Origin of the sequence: Nocardioides sp. LMS-CY (genome assembly GCF_018732145.1) — a bacterium.
Taxonomy (GTDB): Bacteria; Actinomycetota; Actinomycetes; order Propionibacteriales; family Nocardioidaceae; genus Nocardioides; species Nocardioides soli.
In genome coordinates this window covers 1,359,935-1,376,998 of record NZ_CP076104.1, presented here as the reverse complement: position 1 = coordinate 1,376,998, position 17,064 = coordinate 1,359,935, and the positions used below count along the sequence as shown (strand labels likewise).

15 protein-coding genes are annotated in these 17,064 nt (G+C 72.5%); 2 read left to right on the top strand and 13 right to left on the bottom strand.

The genetic code is table 11. From position 1 onward, the window contains the following. Positions 1 to 414: 414 nt before the first annotated feature. The 9 genes from KM427_RS06560 to KM427_RS06520 form a co-directional block, all read right to left on the bottom strand. Entirely contained in the window at positions 415 to 846 is a 432-nt protein-coding gene (locus tag KM427_RS06560) for a hypothetical protein (RefSeq protein WP_215526688.1), read from the bottom strand. Between the two features lie 34 nt (positions 847 to 880). Then, on the bottom strand, positions 881 to 4,090 hold the full coding sequence (locus tag KM427_RS06555; RefSeq protein WP_215526687.1) for a heavy metal translocating P-type ATPase: 3,210 nt from the start codon (positions 4,088 to 4,090) through the stop codon (positions 881 to 883). Positions 4,091 to 4,124: 34 nt separating this feature from the next. Beyond that, positions 4,125 to 4,340: a heavy-metal-associated domain-containing protein gene (locus tag KM427_RS06550; protein WP_252275100.1), complete on the bottom strand. Its 216-nt coding sequence runs from the start codon at positions 4,338 to 4,340 to the stop codon at positions 4,125 to 4,127. Between the two features lie 233 nt (positions 4,341 to 4,573). Continuing rightward, entirely contained in the window at positions 4,574 to 4,714 is a 141-nt protein-coding gene (locus KM427_RS06545; protein ID WP_215526686.1) for a hypothetical protein, read from the bottom strand. Between the two features lie 55 nt (positions 4,715 to 4,769). Continuing rightward, a complete protein-coding gene (locus KM427_RS06540) occupies positions 4,770 to 5,114 on the bottom strand; it encodes a TraR/DksA family transcriptional regulator (RefSeq protein ID WP_215526685.1) in 345 nt (114 codons plus the stop codon). Beyond that, positions 5,111 to 6,235, bottom strand: a complete 1,125-nt coding sequence (gene rlmC / locus KM427_RS06535; protein WP_215526684.1) for a 23S rRNA (uracil(747)-C(5))-methyltransferase RlmC — start codon at positions 6,233 to 6,235, stop codon at positions 5,111 to 5,113. Before rlmC ends, KM427_RS06540 begins: the two co-directional genes overlap by 4 nt. A 128-nt stretch (positions 6,236 to 6,363) precedes the next feature. Further along, positions 6,364 to 8,670, bottom strand: a complete 2,307-nt coding sequence (locus KM427_RS06530) for an immune inhibitor A domain-containing protein (RefSeq protein ID WP_215526683.1) — start codon at positions 8,668 to 8,670, stop codon at positions 6,364 to 6,366. Between the two features lie 187 nt (positions 8,671 to 8,857). Then, complete coding sequence (locus KM427_RS06525) at positions 8,858 to 9,811, bottom strand: bile acid:sodium symporter family protein (RefSeq protein ID WP_215526682.1); 954 nt, start codon at positions 9,809 to 9,811, stop codon at positions 8,858 to 8,860. Positions 9,812 to 9,876: 65 nt separating this feature from the next. Next, on the bottom strand, positions 9,877 to 10,194 hold the full coding sequence (locus tag KM427_RS06520; RefSeq protein WP_183591346.1) for an STAS domain-containing protein: 318 nt from the start codon (positions 10,192 to 10,194) through the stop codon (positions 9,877 to 9,879). 151 nt (positions 10,195 to 10,345) lie between these two features. On the opposite strand from KM427_RS06520, the gene KM427_RS06515 reads away from it, so the two are divergent. Together KM427_RS06515 and KM427_RS06510 are read left to right on the top strand one after the other, a co-directional pair. Further along, positions 10,346 to 10,933, top strand: a complete 588-nt coding sequence (locus KM427_RS06515) for a dTDP-4-dehydrorhamnose 3,5-epimerase family protein (RefSeq protein WP_183591347.1) — start codon at positions 10,346 to 10,348, stop codon at positions 10,931 to 10,933. Between the two features lies 1 nt (position 10,934). Then, on the top strand, positions 10,935 to 12,503 hold the full coding sequence (locus tag KM427_RS06510) for a glycosyltransferase family 2 protein (RefSeq protein ID WP_215526681.1): 1,569 nt from the start codon (positions 10,935 to 10,937) through the stop codon (positions 12,501 to 12,503). 18 nt (positions 12,504 to 12,521) lie between these two features. Here the strand turns inward: KM427_RS06510 and KM427_RS06505 are convergent, their stop codons facing one another. The 4 genes from KM427_RS06505 to KM427_RS06490 all read right to left on the bottom strand — a co-directional run bounded on the left by KM427_RS06505 (position 12,522) and on the right by KM427_RS06490 (position 17,033). Then, positions 12,522 to 12,704, bottom strand: coding sequence for a DUF1918 domain-containing protein (locus KM427_RS06505; RefSeq protein WP_183591349.1), 183 nt, complete (start codon positions 12,702 to 12,704; stop codon positions 12,522 to 12,524). Positions 12,705 to 12,755: 51 nt separating this feature from the next. After that, positions 12,756 to 13,475 carry a CHAP domain-containing protein gene (locus KM427_RS06500; protein ID WP_215526680.1) on the bottom strand — a complete coding sequence of 240 codons (720 nt, stop codon included), beginning with the start codon at positions 13,473 to 13,475 and terminating at the stop codon, positions 12,756 to 12,758. A gap of 240 nt (positions 13,476 to 13,715) precedes the next feature. After that, positions 13,716 to 14,966: a UPF0158 family protein gene (locus KM427_RS06495; RefSeq protein ID WP_215526679.1), complete on the bottom strand. Its 1,251-nt coding sequence runs from the start codon at positions 14,964 to 14,966 to the stop codon at positions 13,716 to 13,718. 48 nt (positions 14,967 to 15,014) lie between these two features. After that, positions 15,015 to 17,033, bottom strand: a complete 2,019-nt coding sequence (locus KM427_RS06490; protein ID WP_215526678.1) for an NAD(P)-binding protein — start codon at positions 17,031 to 17,033, stop codon at positions 15,015 to 15,017. Positions 17,034 to 17,064: the final 31 nt, after the last annotated feature.

Genomic DNA, 17,064 nt, shown 5'->3' with positions numbered 1-17,064 from the left:
GCGCTAGCGCGCCTTCCTCAACCACCGTGGTCCCGGCGACGGTGGTTGAGGAGGTTGCGCTAGCAACCGTCTCGAAACCCCGCTGCGTCGACCGATGCGGTGGGTCGGGTGCTGGGTGGTGGTTTCGAGACAGGCGCCAGCGCGCCTTCCTCAACCACCGGGCCCGACGACGACGGTGGTTGAGGAGGTTGCGCTAGCAACCGTCTCGAAACCCCGCTGCGTCGGCGGATGCGGTGGGTCGGGTGCTGGGTGGTGGTTTCGAGACAGGCGCCAGCGCGCCTTCCTCAACCACCGTGACCCCCGACGACGGCGGTTGAGGAGGTTGCGCCAACAACCGTCTCGAAACCACCACGACCAACGCGACCCAGTCCCGACCGCAGCCCGGCGTCCGGACGGGTGGTTTCGCGACAGGCGCTAGGCCAGCGCCCAGATCCCGGGGCGGCCCTTGGTCATCTGCCCCTCGGCGATCAGCGCCTGGCGGGCCCGGCGGGCGGCGTACCGCCACCGAAGCTCGCCCTCGGGCGTCAGCTCCTGGTCGGCGGGCTTGAGCCGCTCCCCCATCGCCGCCTCGAGCGCGTCGAAGAGGTCGTCCTGGTCCAGCTCGCCGCCGTGCTCGCCGAGCACCTCGAGGATCGCCGACCGGAAGGCGTCCGGCGGGGTCCAGCGGTGGTTGACCACCCGCGGCGGCGCGGCGGCCGGGGCCGGCCGGGACGTACGCCGGGTCACCGGCGTCGCCCGGGGCGTGGCCGCACGCCTGGTCGCCGGCGGGGGTGGGGGCGGCGGGTTGCCGTGGATGCAGGTGCTCTTCGGAAGGTCACACAGCTCGCAGTAGTCCACGTCGCTCATCACCCTCAGCCTAACCCCCGGCCGGCCGCCCCCGTCAGCGGGCGTGCACCACGAACGGTGCCGTGACGACGCTGCCGTCGGCGAGGCGGAACTGCGCCCACAGTCGGTAGCCGCCCGGCACCTCGAACCGCGCGTGCAGATCGAGCTCGGGCCCGAACTCCGTGCCCGGCAGCGCCGGCACCGGCCGCCCGCGGCCGTCGAAGGTCTCTGCGTGCCGGTGCTGGAAGCGGCTGCCGTCCGCGCGCAACACCACGACGTGGCCGGCGGCGCCGAGGTACGGCGCGAGGTCGTCGACCGGGGCACCGGTCGCGGCATCGGCGAAGCTCAGCGTGAAGTCGCTGGTCTCCGCGACGTGGGCCTCGCCGTCGAGCGTGATGCGCAGGCCACCGACCGTGGCCTCGCGTACGTCGTCGGCCGGCAGCGACTCGGCCGGCGGCGGATCGCCCGCCACGGTGACCCGGTGTGCGTCCAGCACGTCGGCCATCTCGCCCTGCTGGCGGAACTCCGTGTGCAGCGTGTACTCCCCCGCCGTCGGGAAGGTCACCACCACCCCGAGCACGCCGTCCTCGCCCGTGGGCTCCGCGTGCAGGTGCGCGAAGGTGCCGAGGTCGGCGCGGGTCACGATCAGGTGCATCCAGACCTGGTGGGTGCGCACGAGGTCGTCGACCGGCTCGCCGGTGTCGGCGTCGCGCACGGTCACCGTGACCGGGGTCGGCGCGCCCGGCGCGACGTCGGACGGTACGTCGTACGACACCGTGAGGCCGGCGTCGTGAGCGCTCACCGGGGGTACGTCGGTGCGCTCCATCGTGCTCATCTGCGGTCGCATCGGCATGCCCATGCCCTCCGACCAGGTGAGCACGCCGTTCATGCCCCGCTCGGCCTGGTCGGTGCGGCTCAGCCAGGTGAAGCCGACGCCGACCGCGATGGCGAGCACGGCGATGCCGGCCAGGTAGCTCCAGTCGGCGAGCCGCGCGCGGCCGGCCGAGCCCTTGGGGGGCTTCCGCAGCCGCAGCGCGTTGGTGACGACGCTGACCGAGCTCATCGCCATCGCGGCGCTCGCCAGCACCGGGTCGAGCAGCAGGCCGTCCCACCAGTACAGGGCACCGGCGGCGACCGGGATCAGCAGCACGTTGTAGGCGAACGCCCAGGTGAGTCCCTGCTTGATCGTCGTCACGGTCCGGCGCGACAGCTCGATCGCCGACACGATGCCGTGCAGGTCGCCGCCGACCAGGGTGATGTCGGAGGCCGCGATCGCCACGTCGGTGCCGGTGCCGATCGCGATGCCGAGGTCGGCCCGCGCGAGCGCCGGTGCGTCGTTGACGCCGTCGCCGACCATCGCGACGACCTGGCCGGCGGCCTGCAGCTCGGCGATGCGCGCGGCCTTGTCTGCGGGGCGTACGTCGGCCATCACGTGGTCGATGCCGACCTCCGCGGCGACGGTCCGGGCGGTCTCCTCGTGGTCGCCGGTGACCATCCAGACGTCGAGGCCCATCGCCTTCAGGTCGGCGACGGCCCGGGCCGACGACGGCTTCACGGCGTCGGCGACGGTGACCCGTCCGGCGTACCGGCCGTCGACCGCGACCCGGATGCCGGCGCCATCGGATCCGGCGAGGGCGATCCCGTGCGCAGCGAGGTGGGCCGCGTTGCCGGCCAGCACGGTGCGGCCGGCGATCTCGGCCACCACGCCGTGGCCGGGCACCGAGTCGAAGCTCGTGGTCGGGGGCACCGTGAGCCCGCGCTCGCGGGCGCCGCGGACGATCGCCTCGCCCACCGGGTGCTCGCTGCCGACCTCGGCCGCCGCGACCAGCGCGAGCAGCTCGTCGGCGTCCCAGCCGTCAGCCGGAGCCACCTCGGCCAGCTCGGGCCGGCCGACCGTGATCGTGCCGGTCTTGTCGAGCACCACGGCCGTGAGCCGGCGCGCGGTCTCCAGGGCGGCGCCGTCGCCGACCAGGATGCCCAGCTCGGCGGCCTTGCCGGTGCCGACCATGACGGCGACCGGCGTCGCCAGCCCGAGCGCGCACGGGCAGGCGATGATCAGCACCGCGACCGTCGTACCGATCGCCAGCGTCAGCCGGTCAGCCTCCGGCCCGAACAGCAGCCAGGCCAGGAACGTCAGCAGCGCGACGACCAGCACCGCGGGCACGAACCACGCCGACACCCGGTCGGCCAGCCGCTGCATCGGCGGAGCCGAGCCCTGCGCCTCCTCGACCAGCCGGACGATCTGCGCGAGCGTGCTGTCGGCGCCGACGGCCGTGGTGCGGACGACGAGGCTGCCGGTGGTGTTGACGGTGGCGCCGATGACCGGGTCGCCGACGCCCTTGTCGACCGGGACGCTCTCACCGGTCAGCATCGACTCGTCCACGGCCGAGCGCCCCTCGGTCACGACCCCGTCGACCGGCAGCTTCTCGCCGGGACGGACCCGCACCAGGTCACCGACCACCACGTCGGCGACGGGGACGTCGACCTCCACGCCGTCGCGCAGCACGCGAGCGGTCGTCGGCGCCAGCCCGACCAGCGCCCGGATCGACGACGCCGTGCGCTTCTTGGCCTTCAGCTCCAGCCAGCGGCCCATCAGCACCAGCGCGACGACGATCAGCGCGGTCTCGAAGTACAGGTGCAGCGGCAGGCCCCACCGCTCCGCGAGGCCGGGCCAGAGCGTGACGAAGGCGCTGTAGCCGAACGCCACGCCGGTGCCGAGCGCGACCAGCGTGTCCATGCTGGTGGCCCGGTGTCTGGCGTTGCGCCAAGCGCGGCGGTAGATGTCCTGTCCCGCCCAGAACTGGACCACGGTGGCGACCACGAGCAGGAGCGGCATCAGCCAGTCCATCGTGTCGAGATGGAGCGGGACGTACATGATCCCCATCAGCGCCAGGCCGACGGCGAGCGCGACCTGCCACCTGCGCCGCAGCCGGCCGATCTCCACGTCGCGACGGGCGTCGAGCTCGTCGATCGGGTCGGCCGCGGGGGCCGAGCTGTCGGCGGCGGGGTGGTCCGCCGCCGGAGGCTCGGCCTGGCGCAGCGTGCCGGCGTACCCCGCCTTCTCGACGGCGGCGGCGAGCGCCGTGGCGTCGACCACGGCGGGGTCGTAGGCGACGGAGGCGGTCTCGTTGGCCAGGTTCACGGATGCCGACTCGACCCCGTCGACCCGGGAGAGCGCCTTCTGCACGCGGTTGACGCAGGACGCGCAGGTCATCCCCTCGATGTCGAGGGTGGACTCGACGAGCGGCTGGGTCTCGGTGGTCATGCGGTCTGCGCTCCTCCGGCGGGTTCGGGCGCTCTCAGGAGGCCAGCTCGTAGCCGGCCTCGTCGATCGCCGCGGCGACCTCGACGTCGTCGAGCGGGCGGCCCGACCGTACGGTGACGTCACCGGTGGCCAGGTCGACCTGGACGTCGCTGACACCGTCCAGCGAGCCGAGCTCGCGGGTCACCGCGCCGACGCAGTGGCCGCAGGTCATCCCGTGCACCCGGTAGGTGCGGGTGGTCGTCTCCATCATCTCCTCCATTCTACCCCCAGGGGGTATCAGGAAGTCGACGATACATACCCCCTAGAGGTACATGCAAGGGGTGATGTCGGCCGCAACGGGGCGATAGCCACAGACGATCTGGTCGTTCCGGGCGGTCCGGAACGACCACACCGCCACTGGGTATCCCCCGGGCGACCCCTCGCGAGAGGGCTGGCAGGTGTGGCTGGTGGTGTGGCTGGAGGTGTGGCTGGAGGTGTGGCAGGTCAGTCGGCGCTGACGGCGCGCAGCACCCGGGCGTCGTGGACGAGCTGGCGGTGCTGGGCGCGGCGCAGTCGGTCGAGCCGCCGCTGCTTCTCATCCGCGGTGAGCGAGCGCCACTCGCGGCGCGATTCCCTGCGCGTCATGCCCTCCAGGAGCGACGCAGCGTCCGCCAGATACCTCGGGGTCGGGCGAGCGGGCTCAGCGGCGGGTCGAGGCGCAGGCGACGCAGCGGGCCGCGGCCGGGCGCGCCTCGAGGCGTCCGGCGGGGATGGTCGCGCCACAGTCGACGCAGACGCCGTACCGGCCGGCGTCGAGCCGGGCGAGGGCGGCGTCGACCTCCTCCAGCTGCGCCTCGGCCTGGCGCACCAGGGCACCCACCTGCGAGCGCTCGAAGGCGATCGTCGTGCCCTCGGGGTCGTGCTCGTCGTCGGCGTTGGAGTCCTTCGAGGCCTCGACGAAGCCGCGGTAGTCGCCGCGCAGATCGGCCAGCCGCCTGACCGTCCGCAGGCGCTCCTCCTCCAACCGGGCACGGTCGCCGGTCACGACCGCTCCAGCAGCGTCAGCACCTCGTAGTGGGCGGTGTTGGGGAACATGTCGAGCAGCTGCCCGCGCGCCGGCCGCAGCGAGGGCATCCGCGCGAGGTCCTGCGCGAGCGTGCGGGCGTTGCAGCTCGAGTAGAGGACGTGCCGCACGCCCGACGCCTCCAGCCAGCCGGCCAACTCGGACCCGATGCCGCGGCGCGGCGGGTTCACCACGACCAGGTCGGGCGGGGCGGACGCGGCGAGGGCGTACGCCGTGGCGTCGCCCGCCTCGAAGCGGACCCGCGGGAGCCCGGCCTCGGCGGCGCTCAGCGTGGCGCTCGCGACCGCCTCGCGGCTCACCTCGATCCCGGTCACCTCGACGCCGGTGCCCGCCACCGCGAGCGCGAAGCCGCCGACGCCGCAGTAGAGGTCCCACACGGTCGCCGGCCCGACCTCCGCGACCCAGGCCCGGCCGCGCTCGTAGAGCTCGGCGGCCAGCGCGGTGTTGGTCTGGAAGAAGCTCTGCGGCCGTAGGTGGAGGTCGAGCCCGGCCACCCGCATCGTCAGCGTCTCCTGCTCGGTCAGCAGGAGCTCGCGGTCGCCCTCGAGGATCGCCTTGTGCTCGGGCTGCAGGTTGACGGAGGCGACCGCCAGCGCCGGCAGCGCCTCGCGCAGCGCCGACAGGTGCTTGCGGATCCGGGCGACCGGCTCCTGGGAGCGCAGCACGAACCGCACCATCAGCTCACCGTCCGGCGACTCGGTCACCAGCAGGTGCTTGAGCTCGCCGCGGCGGGCCGGCACGTCGTACGGCGTGAGCCTCGCCCGGCGTACGAACCCGGCCAGCACCGGCAGCGCCGCCCCGATGCCCGGGGTGTGCAGCGGGCAGTCCCGGAGGTCGACCCCGCCGCCCGCCGGGTCGAGGATGCCGAGCGTGGGCTCGTCGACCGTGCCGCTGACGACCATCTTGGCCTTGTTGCGGAAGCCCAGCTGCGCGCTCGCGACCGGCTCGCGCCAGTCCAGGCCCCGGTGGCCGCCCAGCAGCCCCTCGATGGTCCGCTGCTTGTCGACGAGCTGCGCGTCGTAGGGCAGCCCCAGCCAGCTGCACGAGCGGCAGCGACCGGCGTCGAAGTGGTGACAGAGCATGGCCCGCCCAGGCTACGGGCCACCGCTCGGACGACGGAGGGTCGTGTGCCCGAGCCCGCGCCTCGGCGCGCCCTCGGGCACACGACCCCGATCGTCCCGATCCGTGGTCGGGACGCCTCAGTCGACCCTCAGTTGACCCGGACCGTCATGGTCCCCTTCTTGTCCTTGCTGGACAGGATCCGGATCTTGGTGCCCGTGCCGGCGACGATGACGCTGCCCAGCGGGTTGTCCTCGTCGTAGTAGGCGTACGGGTCGGTGTCGTCGAACACCTTCACCCCCGGCCGCGACTTCTCCGTGATCGTCGTGCGCTGGGTGCCGCCGGCGGTCGCCGCCTCCCGGTGCAGGCTGATCTTGTCCGTCTTGTCGAGGCTGAACGCCGCGTCGAAGGACTGGATCCGGTTGCGGGCGACGGTCCCGTCGCTCCAGGTCAGCGCGTCGGGGTGGGCGTCGACCGGCAGGGCCTCGCCACCACCCGGGTGCTGCGTGGTGTTGTTGTCGGAGTAGAGCGTGTTGGCGTACCAGACCAGCAGGCCGTTCTGGTACGGGAAGCGCTCCACCTTGTCGGGCTTGGTGACCGTCCAGCCGAAGTTGTACGGGCCCTCCTTCAGCGTGGTGTCGTAGCCGGCGTACTGCCGGTTCTCAGCCAGGTAGTAGTGCTCGTACGGCACCGTGTAGCTGCCGTCGGTGACGACGACGAACCCGTCCCTGGTCCAGCCGGGCGCGCCGTCCTCGACCCCGGTCGTCAGGGCGCTGCCGACCGCGACGTCGTCGACCTTGAAGCCGATCTCGTGGTACGCCGCGTCGTTGACCATCCGGAACCGCAGCTGAGCGTCCTGCCCGGCGTACGCCGCGAGGTCGGCCGTCAGGTCCACCCAGGCGTCACCGCTGCTGCCGGTGATGCCCTCGCCGTCGTTCTGGTTGTTCGGGTCGGCGTTCGTCGACAGGTTGGTCGGCACCGGCGTGAACGTCGAGCCGCCGTCGGTCGAGATCTCGGCGTAGGCGTAGTCCCAGTCGGTCTCGATCGAGTAGTTGACCTTGGCCGTGAGCTGGCCGCCCGCGGGGACCGTGAAGCCCGGGCTCGTCACGGTGGCCGTGCGCTCGTCACCCTGACCGGAGTAGAGGTACTTCGCTCCCGAGGCCGCGTCGCCGACGTCGATCTTCTCCTCGCCGGGCGGCAGGTTCACCAGCACGGCCTGGGCGTTCTTGGTCGCGTGGTACGACGGGCCGAGCTTCAGCTCGGCGCGGCGGCCGGCCGCGACCTGGGCGTAGTCGAGCCAGCCGAGGAAGAGCTTCTCGGTGGCACCCATGTGGTTGGGCGTGGTGCCGATGGCGTTGGCGTCCTGGTGGCTCATCCACGAGCCCGAGCTCATCAGGTTCCAGAAGCCGGTGCCGTTCTCGCCGCCGTTGGTGTCGTAGTAGTCCGGCAGGCCGAGGTCGTGGGCGAACTCGTGCGCGAAGACGCCGAGACCACCGTTCTCCGGCTCGGTCGTGTAGTCGCGGATCCACAGGCCAGTGTTGCCGATCTGGATGCCGCCGAACTTGGCGTTCGCGGGGCCGTCGGTGCGGTTGGGGTTGACGTACCAGCGGTGCGACCAGATCGCCCACTCGGGCGCACCGGCCTCCTCGCCCTCGCCGGCGTGGATCGCCTGGAAGTGGTCGATGTAGCCGTCCGGCTCGTTGAAGTCGCCGTCGCCGTCGTAGTCGAACCGGTCCCAGATGTCGTACTGCTGGAGGTAGGCCTTGATGTCGGCGTCGCTCTTGCCGGCCGCCTTCTGCGCGTCGTACCAGGCCGTGGCGCTGTCGCCGATGAAGCGGGTCATGTCCACGTTGGACTCGGTCTGGCCGTAGCTGGCCTCGTTGTTCGGCACCCGCACCCAGTCGGACACGTCGCCCTCGAGGTCGAAGCGGCCGCTGGACATCTCCTTGTAGGCGTCCTTGAACGACTCGCCGTCCTGCTCCGGCATGCCGTTGAAGAACATGTCGAGGAAGTGTTGGCGGTCGAAGTCGGGCTTCCAGTACGTGCTGTTGTCGTCGGGCCCCGGCTCCGGGATCTCCCCGGCGGCCGGGCCGGCCGGCGCGTCCGGGAAGCGCTGGTCGACGGTGTCGCCGAAGTCGACCAGGAAGGTGAGCAGCTGGCCGGTCTCCTGGGTGCCGTACTCGACCCACTGGCCCTTGCCGACCTTGACCGCCCGCGAGCCGCTGCGGTTCTTGACCTCACGCTTGCCGGTGGCGACCAGCTCGACCGCCTTCTCCTTCAGCGCGCGCCGCTTCGCCTCGAGGGGGTCGCGGCGGTCGTCCTTCTTGTGGGGTGCTAGTTGCTGGGCGGCCGGCACGGAGTCGGCCGGCGGGCTCGCCGTGGCCTGTCCGGGCATGACGACGGCCGCGAGCGAAAGACTCGCGGCCGCACCGATGACGCCCGAGATGCGTCGCTTCAAGATATTTCCTCCGAGAGTTGTCCGGCGCCCCCCGAGTGGACGCCGTGCGGGCCCCGATGCCCACGATCCGCACCCCATCACGCACCTTCGGCCCGTGTAAAGACCCTCCCGCGTAAAGACCAGATCTCGCCAAGATCTTCGGCACGGGGCTCCGGCCACGCAAGGACCGGCTACCTATCGCCCCGGATCATCGCCCCGGACGGGCCGGGAGCTCCGGCGACCGGACGGCCACCCGCTTCCACCGGCTCGACAGGGCCAGGCCGGTCGTCACGTCCCACAGGCCCCAGAGCGCCGCGACGAAGGCGACCCCGCCCAGGTCGCCGAAGAAGCCGAGCGCCAGCACGAGCGCCAGGCCGGTGTTGCGCACCCCCAGCTCGAACGTCATCGCCCGCACCCCGGGCGCCGGCAGCCGCAGGCCGCGCCCGGTGCCGTAGCCGACCGCCAGCGAGAGGGCGTTCTGCACGACGATCGCGAGCGCGACGACGCCGACATAGTCGACGAAGATCGCGAACTGCCCGGCGAGCCCGCCCACGATGATCAGCAGGAGCAGCACCAGTGCCGCCGGCTCCACGAACCGGCGCGCCCGCGCGGCGAAGGCCGGGACCCGCCAGGCCACCAGCAGGCCGGCCGCGAACGGCAGCCCGATCAGCACGGCCACCTCGGCGACCATGTCCCAGGTGTCGATCGAGACGTCGCGGAGCAGATCGTCGGCGGCCGGGTTGAGCCCGCACCAGAACGCCACCGCGATCGGGGTGACCACCACGGCCAGCACGTTGGACGCGGCCGTCATCGAGATCGACAGCGCGACGTCGCCCCGGGCCCGGTGGGTGAGGATGTTGGAGAGGTTCCCGGCCGGGCAGCAGACGACCAGGATCATGCCGATCGCCACCGAGCCGCGCACGTCCAGGGCCAGCGTGAGCAGCACGGTGAGGGCCGGCATCACGAGGTACTGCGCGACCAGCCCGGCGCCGACGACGACCGGACGGCGTACGACGTCGCGGAAGTCATCGAGCCGGGTGTCCAGGGCGACGCCGAAGAGGAAGACGGCGATGATCGCCTTGGTCGCCAGCTGGAAGCCGTCGGACAGGTCGATCCGGAGCTCGTCGATGTCGGCGGCGAGCACGGACAGGTACGCCGTCATGACCGGACCCTAGCGATTCCGCGCCCGCCGGGACCTGGTCTTGACCCAGTCTCGACCGGGTCGGGTCAGGTCGCGGGCAGCTCGGTGTAGGGCAGCGCGCAGATCGTCAGCACCCGCGCCACGATGCCGCCCTCGCGGGCCCGCACCTCGATCTCGGCACCCGCCTCGCGGCACTGCCGCATCGCGACCGCCAGCACGCCGACGGCCAGGCTCGGGAAGAACTCGACGTCGGACAGGTCCACGACCAACGACGCGGTGTGCTGGCCGGTGTGCTTGGCCAGGTCCTCGCGGAAGACGGGGCCGGCGAGCTCGTCGACCGACCCCGCCACGAAGAGGACCTGCTGGTCGGCGTCGTACGCCGCGGCATAGGGCTTCTCGTCCACGTCGACACCCTAAGCCGTGTTGATCAACTCCGCTCCTGCTACGCGACGGCGCCCACCTGACCGACACGGCCTGGTCCGCACGCCCGTCACCGTCCGGGGTGAGTTCTGAGAGTCGGCGCGATCCCCCCGGGACGACCCCTAGACTCCCCGCGTGATCAACAGCCCAGCCGGCGCCCCCGCGATCCGCGGCGTCCAGGACCGCCAGACGGTCTCCGCCGACGGCACCTCCCTCGCCACCGACCTCGACGGCGTCATCGTCAACCGGCCGCCCGTGCACGTGGACCACCGCGGCGCGCTCCTCGAGATGTTCACCGGCGAGCGGTTCTGGGAGGCGCCGTTCGCGTACGCCTACCAGACCTCGATCCGCCCCGGCATGCTCAAGGGCTGGTTCCTGCACGAGGAGAAGCTCGACCGCTACCACCTGGTGTGTGGCGAGCTGCTCGTGCTGCTGTACGACGACCGCCCGGAGTCGCCCACCCGCGGCCAGCACCAGAAGCTGGTGCTCGGCGAGGCGAGCGGCGCCCGTCAGGTGCTGATCCCCCCGCGCGTCTGGCACCTCTCCCTCAACGTCGGTGCCGAGGACGCGATCTTGGTCAACCTGCCCAGCACGCACTACGACCACGAGAATCCGGACCGCTTCCACGTCGACATCGACTCCGGGACGATCCCGGTCGACGTGCGGTCCTTCTTCCCCGTGACCTATGCGGGTCCGCGACAGATCGCGGCCACCTTCCACTGAGGTGACCCCACTCGTCAGCGTCGTAGTCGCGACGTACGAGCGCGGGCTCGCGATCGCCCCGACCCTGCGCTCCATCGGAGCGCAGACCCGCACCGACCTCGAGGTGCTCGTCGTCAGCGACGGCCCGCCGGCCGACGGCCTGGCCGAGACCGTCGCGGGCTTCGATGAGCGCTTCCGCCTGCTCGCACTGCCCGAGCGCACGCGATCGCAGTCCGGTCCGAACAACCTCGGCCGCGAACAGGCCCGCGGGCGGTACGTCGCCTACCTGGGCCACGACGACCTGTGGCTGCCCGAACACCTGGACCGGCTGCTCGGGGCCCTCGACGAGGGCTTCGACTTCGCGGTGGCGGGCTGCATCTACCTCGGCCCGCCCGGTGCCGAGGACGAGCTGACCTGGGTGACCGGGCTGTTCGAGTCCGGCGACGCCGAGGTCCCGCGCGAGCACTTCTTCCCGCCGTCGTCGTTCGCCCACGTGCGCCACCTCCCGGCCGCGGTCGGGAGGTGGCCGGATCCCGCGGCCCTGCGCCTCCCGGTCGACACGGCGTTCCTCCTGGCCGCCGCCGACGCCGGCTGCCGGTTCGCGTCCACGGGCGAGGTCAGCGTCGTGAAGTTCGCGTCGGCGCTGCGCTACCTCTCCTACCTCGCGCCCAGCGACGCCGAGCAGCTGCGGGTCGAGCGGCTGCTGGCCGATCCCGCGGCCCGCACGGCCTACGTCGACGAACGGCTCGCGGAGGCGCGCGCCCGCGGCACGGTGATGAGCACCCGGCACGCCGCTCCCCAGCAGTTCGAGGTCGGCGAGCGGCTCGCCGCCAACGAGCAGCTGCGCGGCATCGCGATCCCGGCGCCCGCCGCGCTGGTCGACAGCGCCTGGATCGGGCCCGGCGAGGAGTGGCGCGGGTTCGACTGGCACGGGCCCGAGTGGGACGACCTCGACCGCTGGCGCTGGTCGGGGCCGAGCCCGCGACCCCGGCTCGCGCTCCCCTGGACACATCCCGAGCCGGTGCACGTGCGGGTGCATCTGCGCACCGACCCCGCCGTCCCCGTGACGGTCGTCGAGGCCCGCGTCGACGGCGAGCCGGTCGACCATCGCGTCGGCGCCGGCCCCTGGGGACGCGTGGTCGAGCTGCGGGCGCCGCTTCGCGCCGGGCGCGCATCGGTCCTGGAGCTGGAGACGTCGCCGCCCGTCCGGCGTCCCGGCGGCGCTCCGGACGCCCCCGAGCGCCTGGTCGGCGTGGCCCTGATCGGCATCGAGGTCGAGACGGACGCGGCCGCCGCGGCGCACCCGGACGACCCGACGATGGGGCGCGCCGCCCTCGCGGTGCGCGGCGCCCAGCTCGAGCGGCTCGAGCTCGAGCGACGCAGCCAGGCCGTCCACCTCGCCCGGCTGACCGAGGAGCTCGCGCTCACCCACCAGCATGCCGCGAACCTCGAGGGCGTGGTCGCCGCTCAGGCGAGGTCGATCACGACCCTGCAGCGCCAGGTGGCGCAGGCCGAGCGCAAGGAGGCCGACCGTGCCGAGCGTCGGCGACGACGCGCGGAGGCGAAGGACGCGGCGCCCGGTCCCGCCTGAGACGTGGCCGCGTGGGGCTCAGTCGTGCTTCACGTGGGCGTCCGGGCCCGGGTAGCACAGCCCCTCGTGGCCGTCGTCCCACTGCACGACGTACGGCGGCTGGCCGTCCTCGCCACGCACCTCCACCACGACGCCCCTCCGGCCCGACGAGTGGTCGGTCGGCGCCTCCACGATCAGCCGATCTCCTACCTCTGCGCGCATGCCTCCACGATGCGCCGCCGGGGTCGGCACCGCAAGGGTGCGGCGGCCGGCTCAGGCGATCGCGACGCCCGGGATCGCGTAGCCGTTGATCGAGCCCGCCCAGCCGGCGTACTCGAGATCCCACTCCCGGTCGAAGTAGCGGATCGGCACGGTGGCGACCGTGCCGGACCCGCCCGCGTCGGACGAGCGCACCAGGCCGTTCCCGAGCGAGATCGCGACGTGCCCGTGCCCGGAGCTGCCGCCCGTCCAGTACACGGCCGCGCCGCGTGGCGGGGTGGCGTTGCCCGTGTGCCGGCCGCTCGCGTGTCGCCACGCCGTGGTGGCAGCGGCGTACTTCGACGGGATGCCGGCCTGCTCGCGCGCCCAGCCCAGGCACTGCCCCGGCTCGTTGGTGGTGGACTCCATCGCGGAGGCGGCGGTCTGGGCGGCGTTGCTCGGCGCCAGCGGCAGCGCCGGGCGCACCGGCCTGCGCTCGACGCGCGTCGCGTCCACGACGCGCCTCGCCTTCGGCGCGCGCTCGGCGCGCGTGCCCGCCGTCCGGTCGCCGGCGCGGGAGACCGCAGGCGAGCGGTCCACGTGGATCGTGGCCGCACCGAGATCCGTGGTCACGACGGCGTCGGACCGTCCCTCGGCCAGCTCGGCCGCGAGCGAGGTCGCGGCGATCCCGACGGTCATCATGGCGACCATCACGACGAGGAGCAGCCGCAGCGGCGAGGCGAGCGTCGAGCGCCATGGCGTGGTCAACGGGGGCGTGGTGAACGGGGAAGACAAGCGGGTTCCTCTCGCAGGGGCAGTGGCCCACCGCGCGGCGATCCGCTCGGGTTCGACTCGACGGGGATGGGGCCGGGTGCAGGGCGCGCCGATCCGGCGCTACAGGTCACCTGCTGTAGTTGAAAACGAAAGAAACGCCCGCGTCATCCCCGTTCGGGCTGTGATCTGGGTCAACCGGTCAGCGACGCGTTCGCGTGCTGCTCGAGCAGCACGCCTGGACCGAGCGGCTTCGCGCCGTCGTCAACGCGGCGGTACGGCGCGGATGCCCGCGTCGGCGAGCCAGGCGCGGGCCCGGCCCGACTGCCGATCGTCCGAGAACGGATACCACTGCGCGGCCAGGTCCTCCTGGTGGATCGCGTCCGCGAACCGTCGGAAGGCGCCCTTCCCCTCGGTCGCCGACACGAGGCGTCGACGCAGGTCGGAGTTGGGCTGTCGCGCGGCGAAATCGGCCATGTCCTGCCACCGCTCCCGCGATCCCGATGCGTCGAGCTCGAGCCACCGGTCCGGATCGTCCGCCACGTCGATCGCCTCCGCCTCGTCGCCATCCATCGCGTCCACGAGCGCGCCCGGGATCACCTCGCCCGTGTGCAGGTCCAGGTAGCCGGCCGGCTCCGCGGGGCCGCCCGACAAGGCCGAGCCGAGCTCCTGGAGGTCGACCGGCACCTGTCGCGTGGCCGGCGGGGTCCCGCGCAGCTCGGCGAGCAGGTCCTCGGCCAGGATGTCGTCCCCGGGCCAGCCGCGCAGGTCGAGCCGGTTGAGCACGGAGGCGGCGACCGCGTCGCCGCGCGTGCGGTCGGAGGCCAGCACGATCTGCAGGCCGACCCCCACGTGTTGCAGCAGGTCGTCGACGTCTCGGCCTTCGATCGCCGCCAGGATGGCGGGGATGTCGCGCCGAGCGATGGCACCTCGCAGGTCGCTCACGTCGACCGGAACACCGGGCCCGCCCGCCGGCCATTCGTTCCAGAGCATCGGGTGCGGCCGGGCCGGACGACGCGGCATGGGCGTCTCCCCGTCGTCGTCGTCCCAGCGCCGGCCGTACTGGTCCGGGATCGTGCCCCACCCCCACGCCACGGTCGGCACCCTCGGCACCACGCCCAGGACGTCGGCCGGATCCACCTTCGGCTCCTCGACCGTGCAGGCGTAGGTCCAGTCGTCGCCGAAGTCGAAGACGTACCGGAACTCCTCACCCGGCACGACCTGCCGGGCCACCTTGGTCTGCTCCAGGACGAGCGGCCGCTTCGGAAGCGGACCGAACGGCGTGTCCAGCGCGTCGTCCGCGGTCTCCTCGTCGGTGACGACGGTGCCGTCCGCCAGCGTGAACTGGCACAGGTGAGCCCGATCCCACCGCGCGAACGCGTCATCGATCGCCTTCGCGAGCTGGGCGAAGGTGTGCGACGGCCCGGTCACGAGCACCCGTCCCGGGTACGGCCACAGGTCCTCGCCCCTACCGCCCAGCAGCTCGACCTTGATCGACAACCAGGTGCGCGCCATGGGTGCGACCCTACTCAGCGCTCATCCTCGAGACGCGACGACGCGGGTCTATCGGCCGCCGGACCCCAGCTTCCGCGGATCGATGCCGTCGACGCCGTCGGCGACCTTGGGCAGCCTGGCACCGGTGAGCTCGGCCACGGCTCGCGCCGCCATGCCGATGGCGGCGTCGACGTAGGCACGCGGAGCGGAGTCGGTGTTGGCGATGGCGACCCGGCCCCAGCGCTGCCGTGCGACGTGGCTCGGCAGCGGCCCGGCGGGCCAGAACTTGTCCCAGGGGCGGGCGTACTCGTAGGCGTAGCCGTGTGCCCACCGGTTGACGGTGATCGAGAGGATGTCGTCGGCCGGATCGAAGCCGAACCGTCCGAGCGTGCGCGCCAGCTGGTCCCGGAGCCGGAACTCCATCTCGTCGAAGGTCGTGCCGGCGAGCTGACGTCGTCCGTACGCCGCCTGGTCCTGCGGATGCTCGCCACTTCCCGGCTTGCAGAACGAGCTCGTCACGTGGAGGAGCGCACGGTCCTTCGGCTTGTCCGGGAACTGGTAGCGGCCCATGCTGACCGGGAAGTCCAGCCCGATGCTCTGCCAGTACGCCGTGGGGTAGCGGACGTGCGCGAGCTCGGCCTTCTTGAAGGCCTTCCAGTTGCGGACCTCCACCGTCGTGTAGCACAGCGCCAGCCGACGGGAGTCGAACAGCGCCTCCCGCTGGGCGTCGCCGAGATCGTCGGTGAGATAGGGGATCAACGAGTTCTGGCACGCCATGACGACGTTCGCCGCCCGAACCACCCGCAGCTTGCCCTTCTCCAGGTAGGTCACGTCGACCTTCGTCGCGGTCCCGGGGTCGCCGACGTGCTTGATCCGCACGGCCGGCGCGTTGAGCCGGATCCGCACCCGGTTGCCCGACTCGTCGAGCCGGCCGTAGCGGATCCGGTTGGTGGTGATCGTCTGCATGCCCTTGCCGGGCAGGGCCTCGGGCAGGAGCTTGCGCACCAGCGAGTACACGACGCCGGCGTTGCCCTCGGGGAAGTGGTAGATGTACTCGTCCTCGGCGTACCAGAGCTTGTGGGCGGTGGGGGCCATCCGCGGGTCGGGCTTGTCGTCCCAGTAGGGCTGGAACGTCCCACGGAATCCGGGGAACGGCTCGACCCAGGCGTCCAGGCCGCCGATCGCGTCGATGCCGTAGCCCCAGTTGCCGTTGGACACCGTCTGCAGGTACTTCAGCGTGTCGGCGTCGGCGCCGGCGTGGTCGCGGAGGAACTCGAGGTAGGTGATCCGGTCGAGCTTGTTCTTCTTCTGTGCCCGCGTGAGGCCGGCCAGGTAGTCGACCTTGCCGTTGTAGATCTCCTCGATCTTGGCGCGGGTGGCGGCCTTCACCGGCGAGCCCGCGAGGACCTTCCGGTAGTCGGGGGTGCCATGCCACCGCCCGAGGAAGTCGGCGCCCCAGCTCTCCTTGTCCAGGAACACGCCGCTGCCGAGGTGGTGCCGGTCCTCGAAGTCCTTGTCGAAGTACTTCTCGAACCTCTCCGGCTCGATGCCGACGTCGTCGAGCAGCTTCTTCGCCACGGGCGCGAACGAGGAGGGCGCGTCGAGCGACTGCGAGCCGCCGTACCCGATCAGCTGCCGGTGGGTGGTGGAGAAGTCGTTGCGGCGAGCGTGGCCGCCGACGTCGTCGAGCGCCTCGAGGACCAGGATCCGGGCCTTGCGTCCGGCCTGCTGCTGGAAGATCCGGGCCGCCGCGAGACCGCTGATGCCGCCGACGACCACCAGGTCGTAGGTCTCGCCGGTCGCCTGCGGCTCGCCGGCGTTGTCCCAGAAGGTCCCCGCACGGAGCTGGTGGCCGAAGTTGTCCAGCTGGTTCTGGCCCCGCATCCCGTCCCGGCCGGGTGGGTACACCCCGCCGCGCCGAGAGACGGCGCCGGGCTGCGCGGGCGCTGCCTGCGCCGGGGCGCTGCCGGCTGCGCCGAGCAGCGACCCGGCGGCGACGGCTCCGACGCCGAGCGCGACGCCGTCCATGAAGTCGCGCCGCGTGATCTTGCGGTCCATCCCGAGCTCGTTGCGGGTCGAGTCGCTCATCTCAGGGCTCCTGTCTGGCCGACGGCGGATC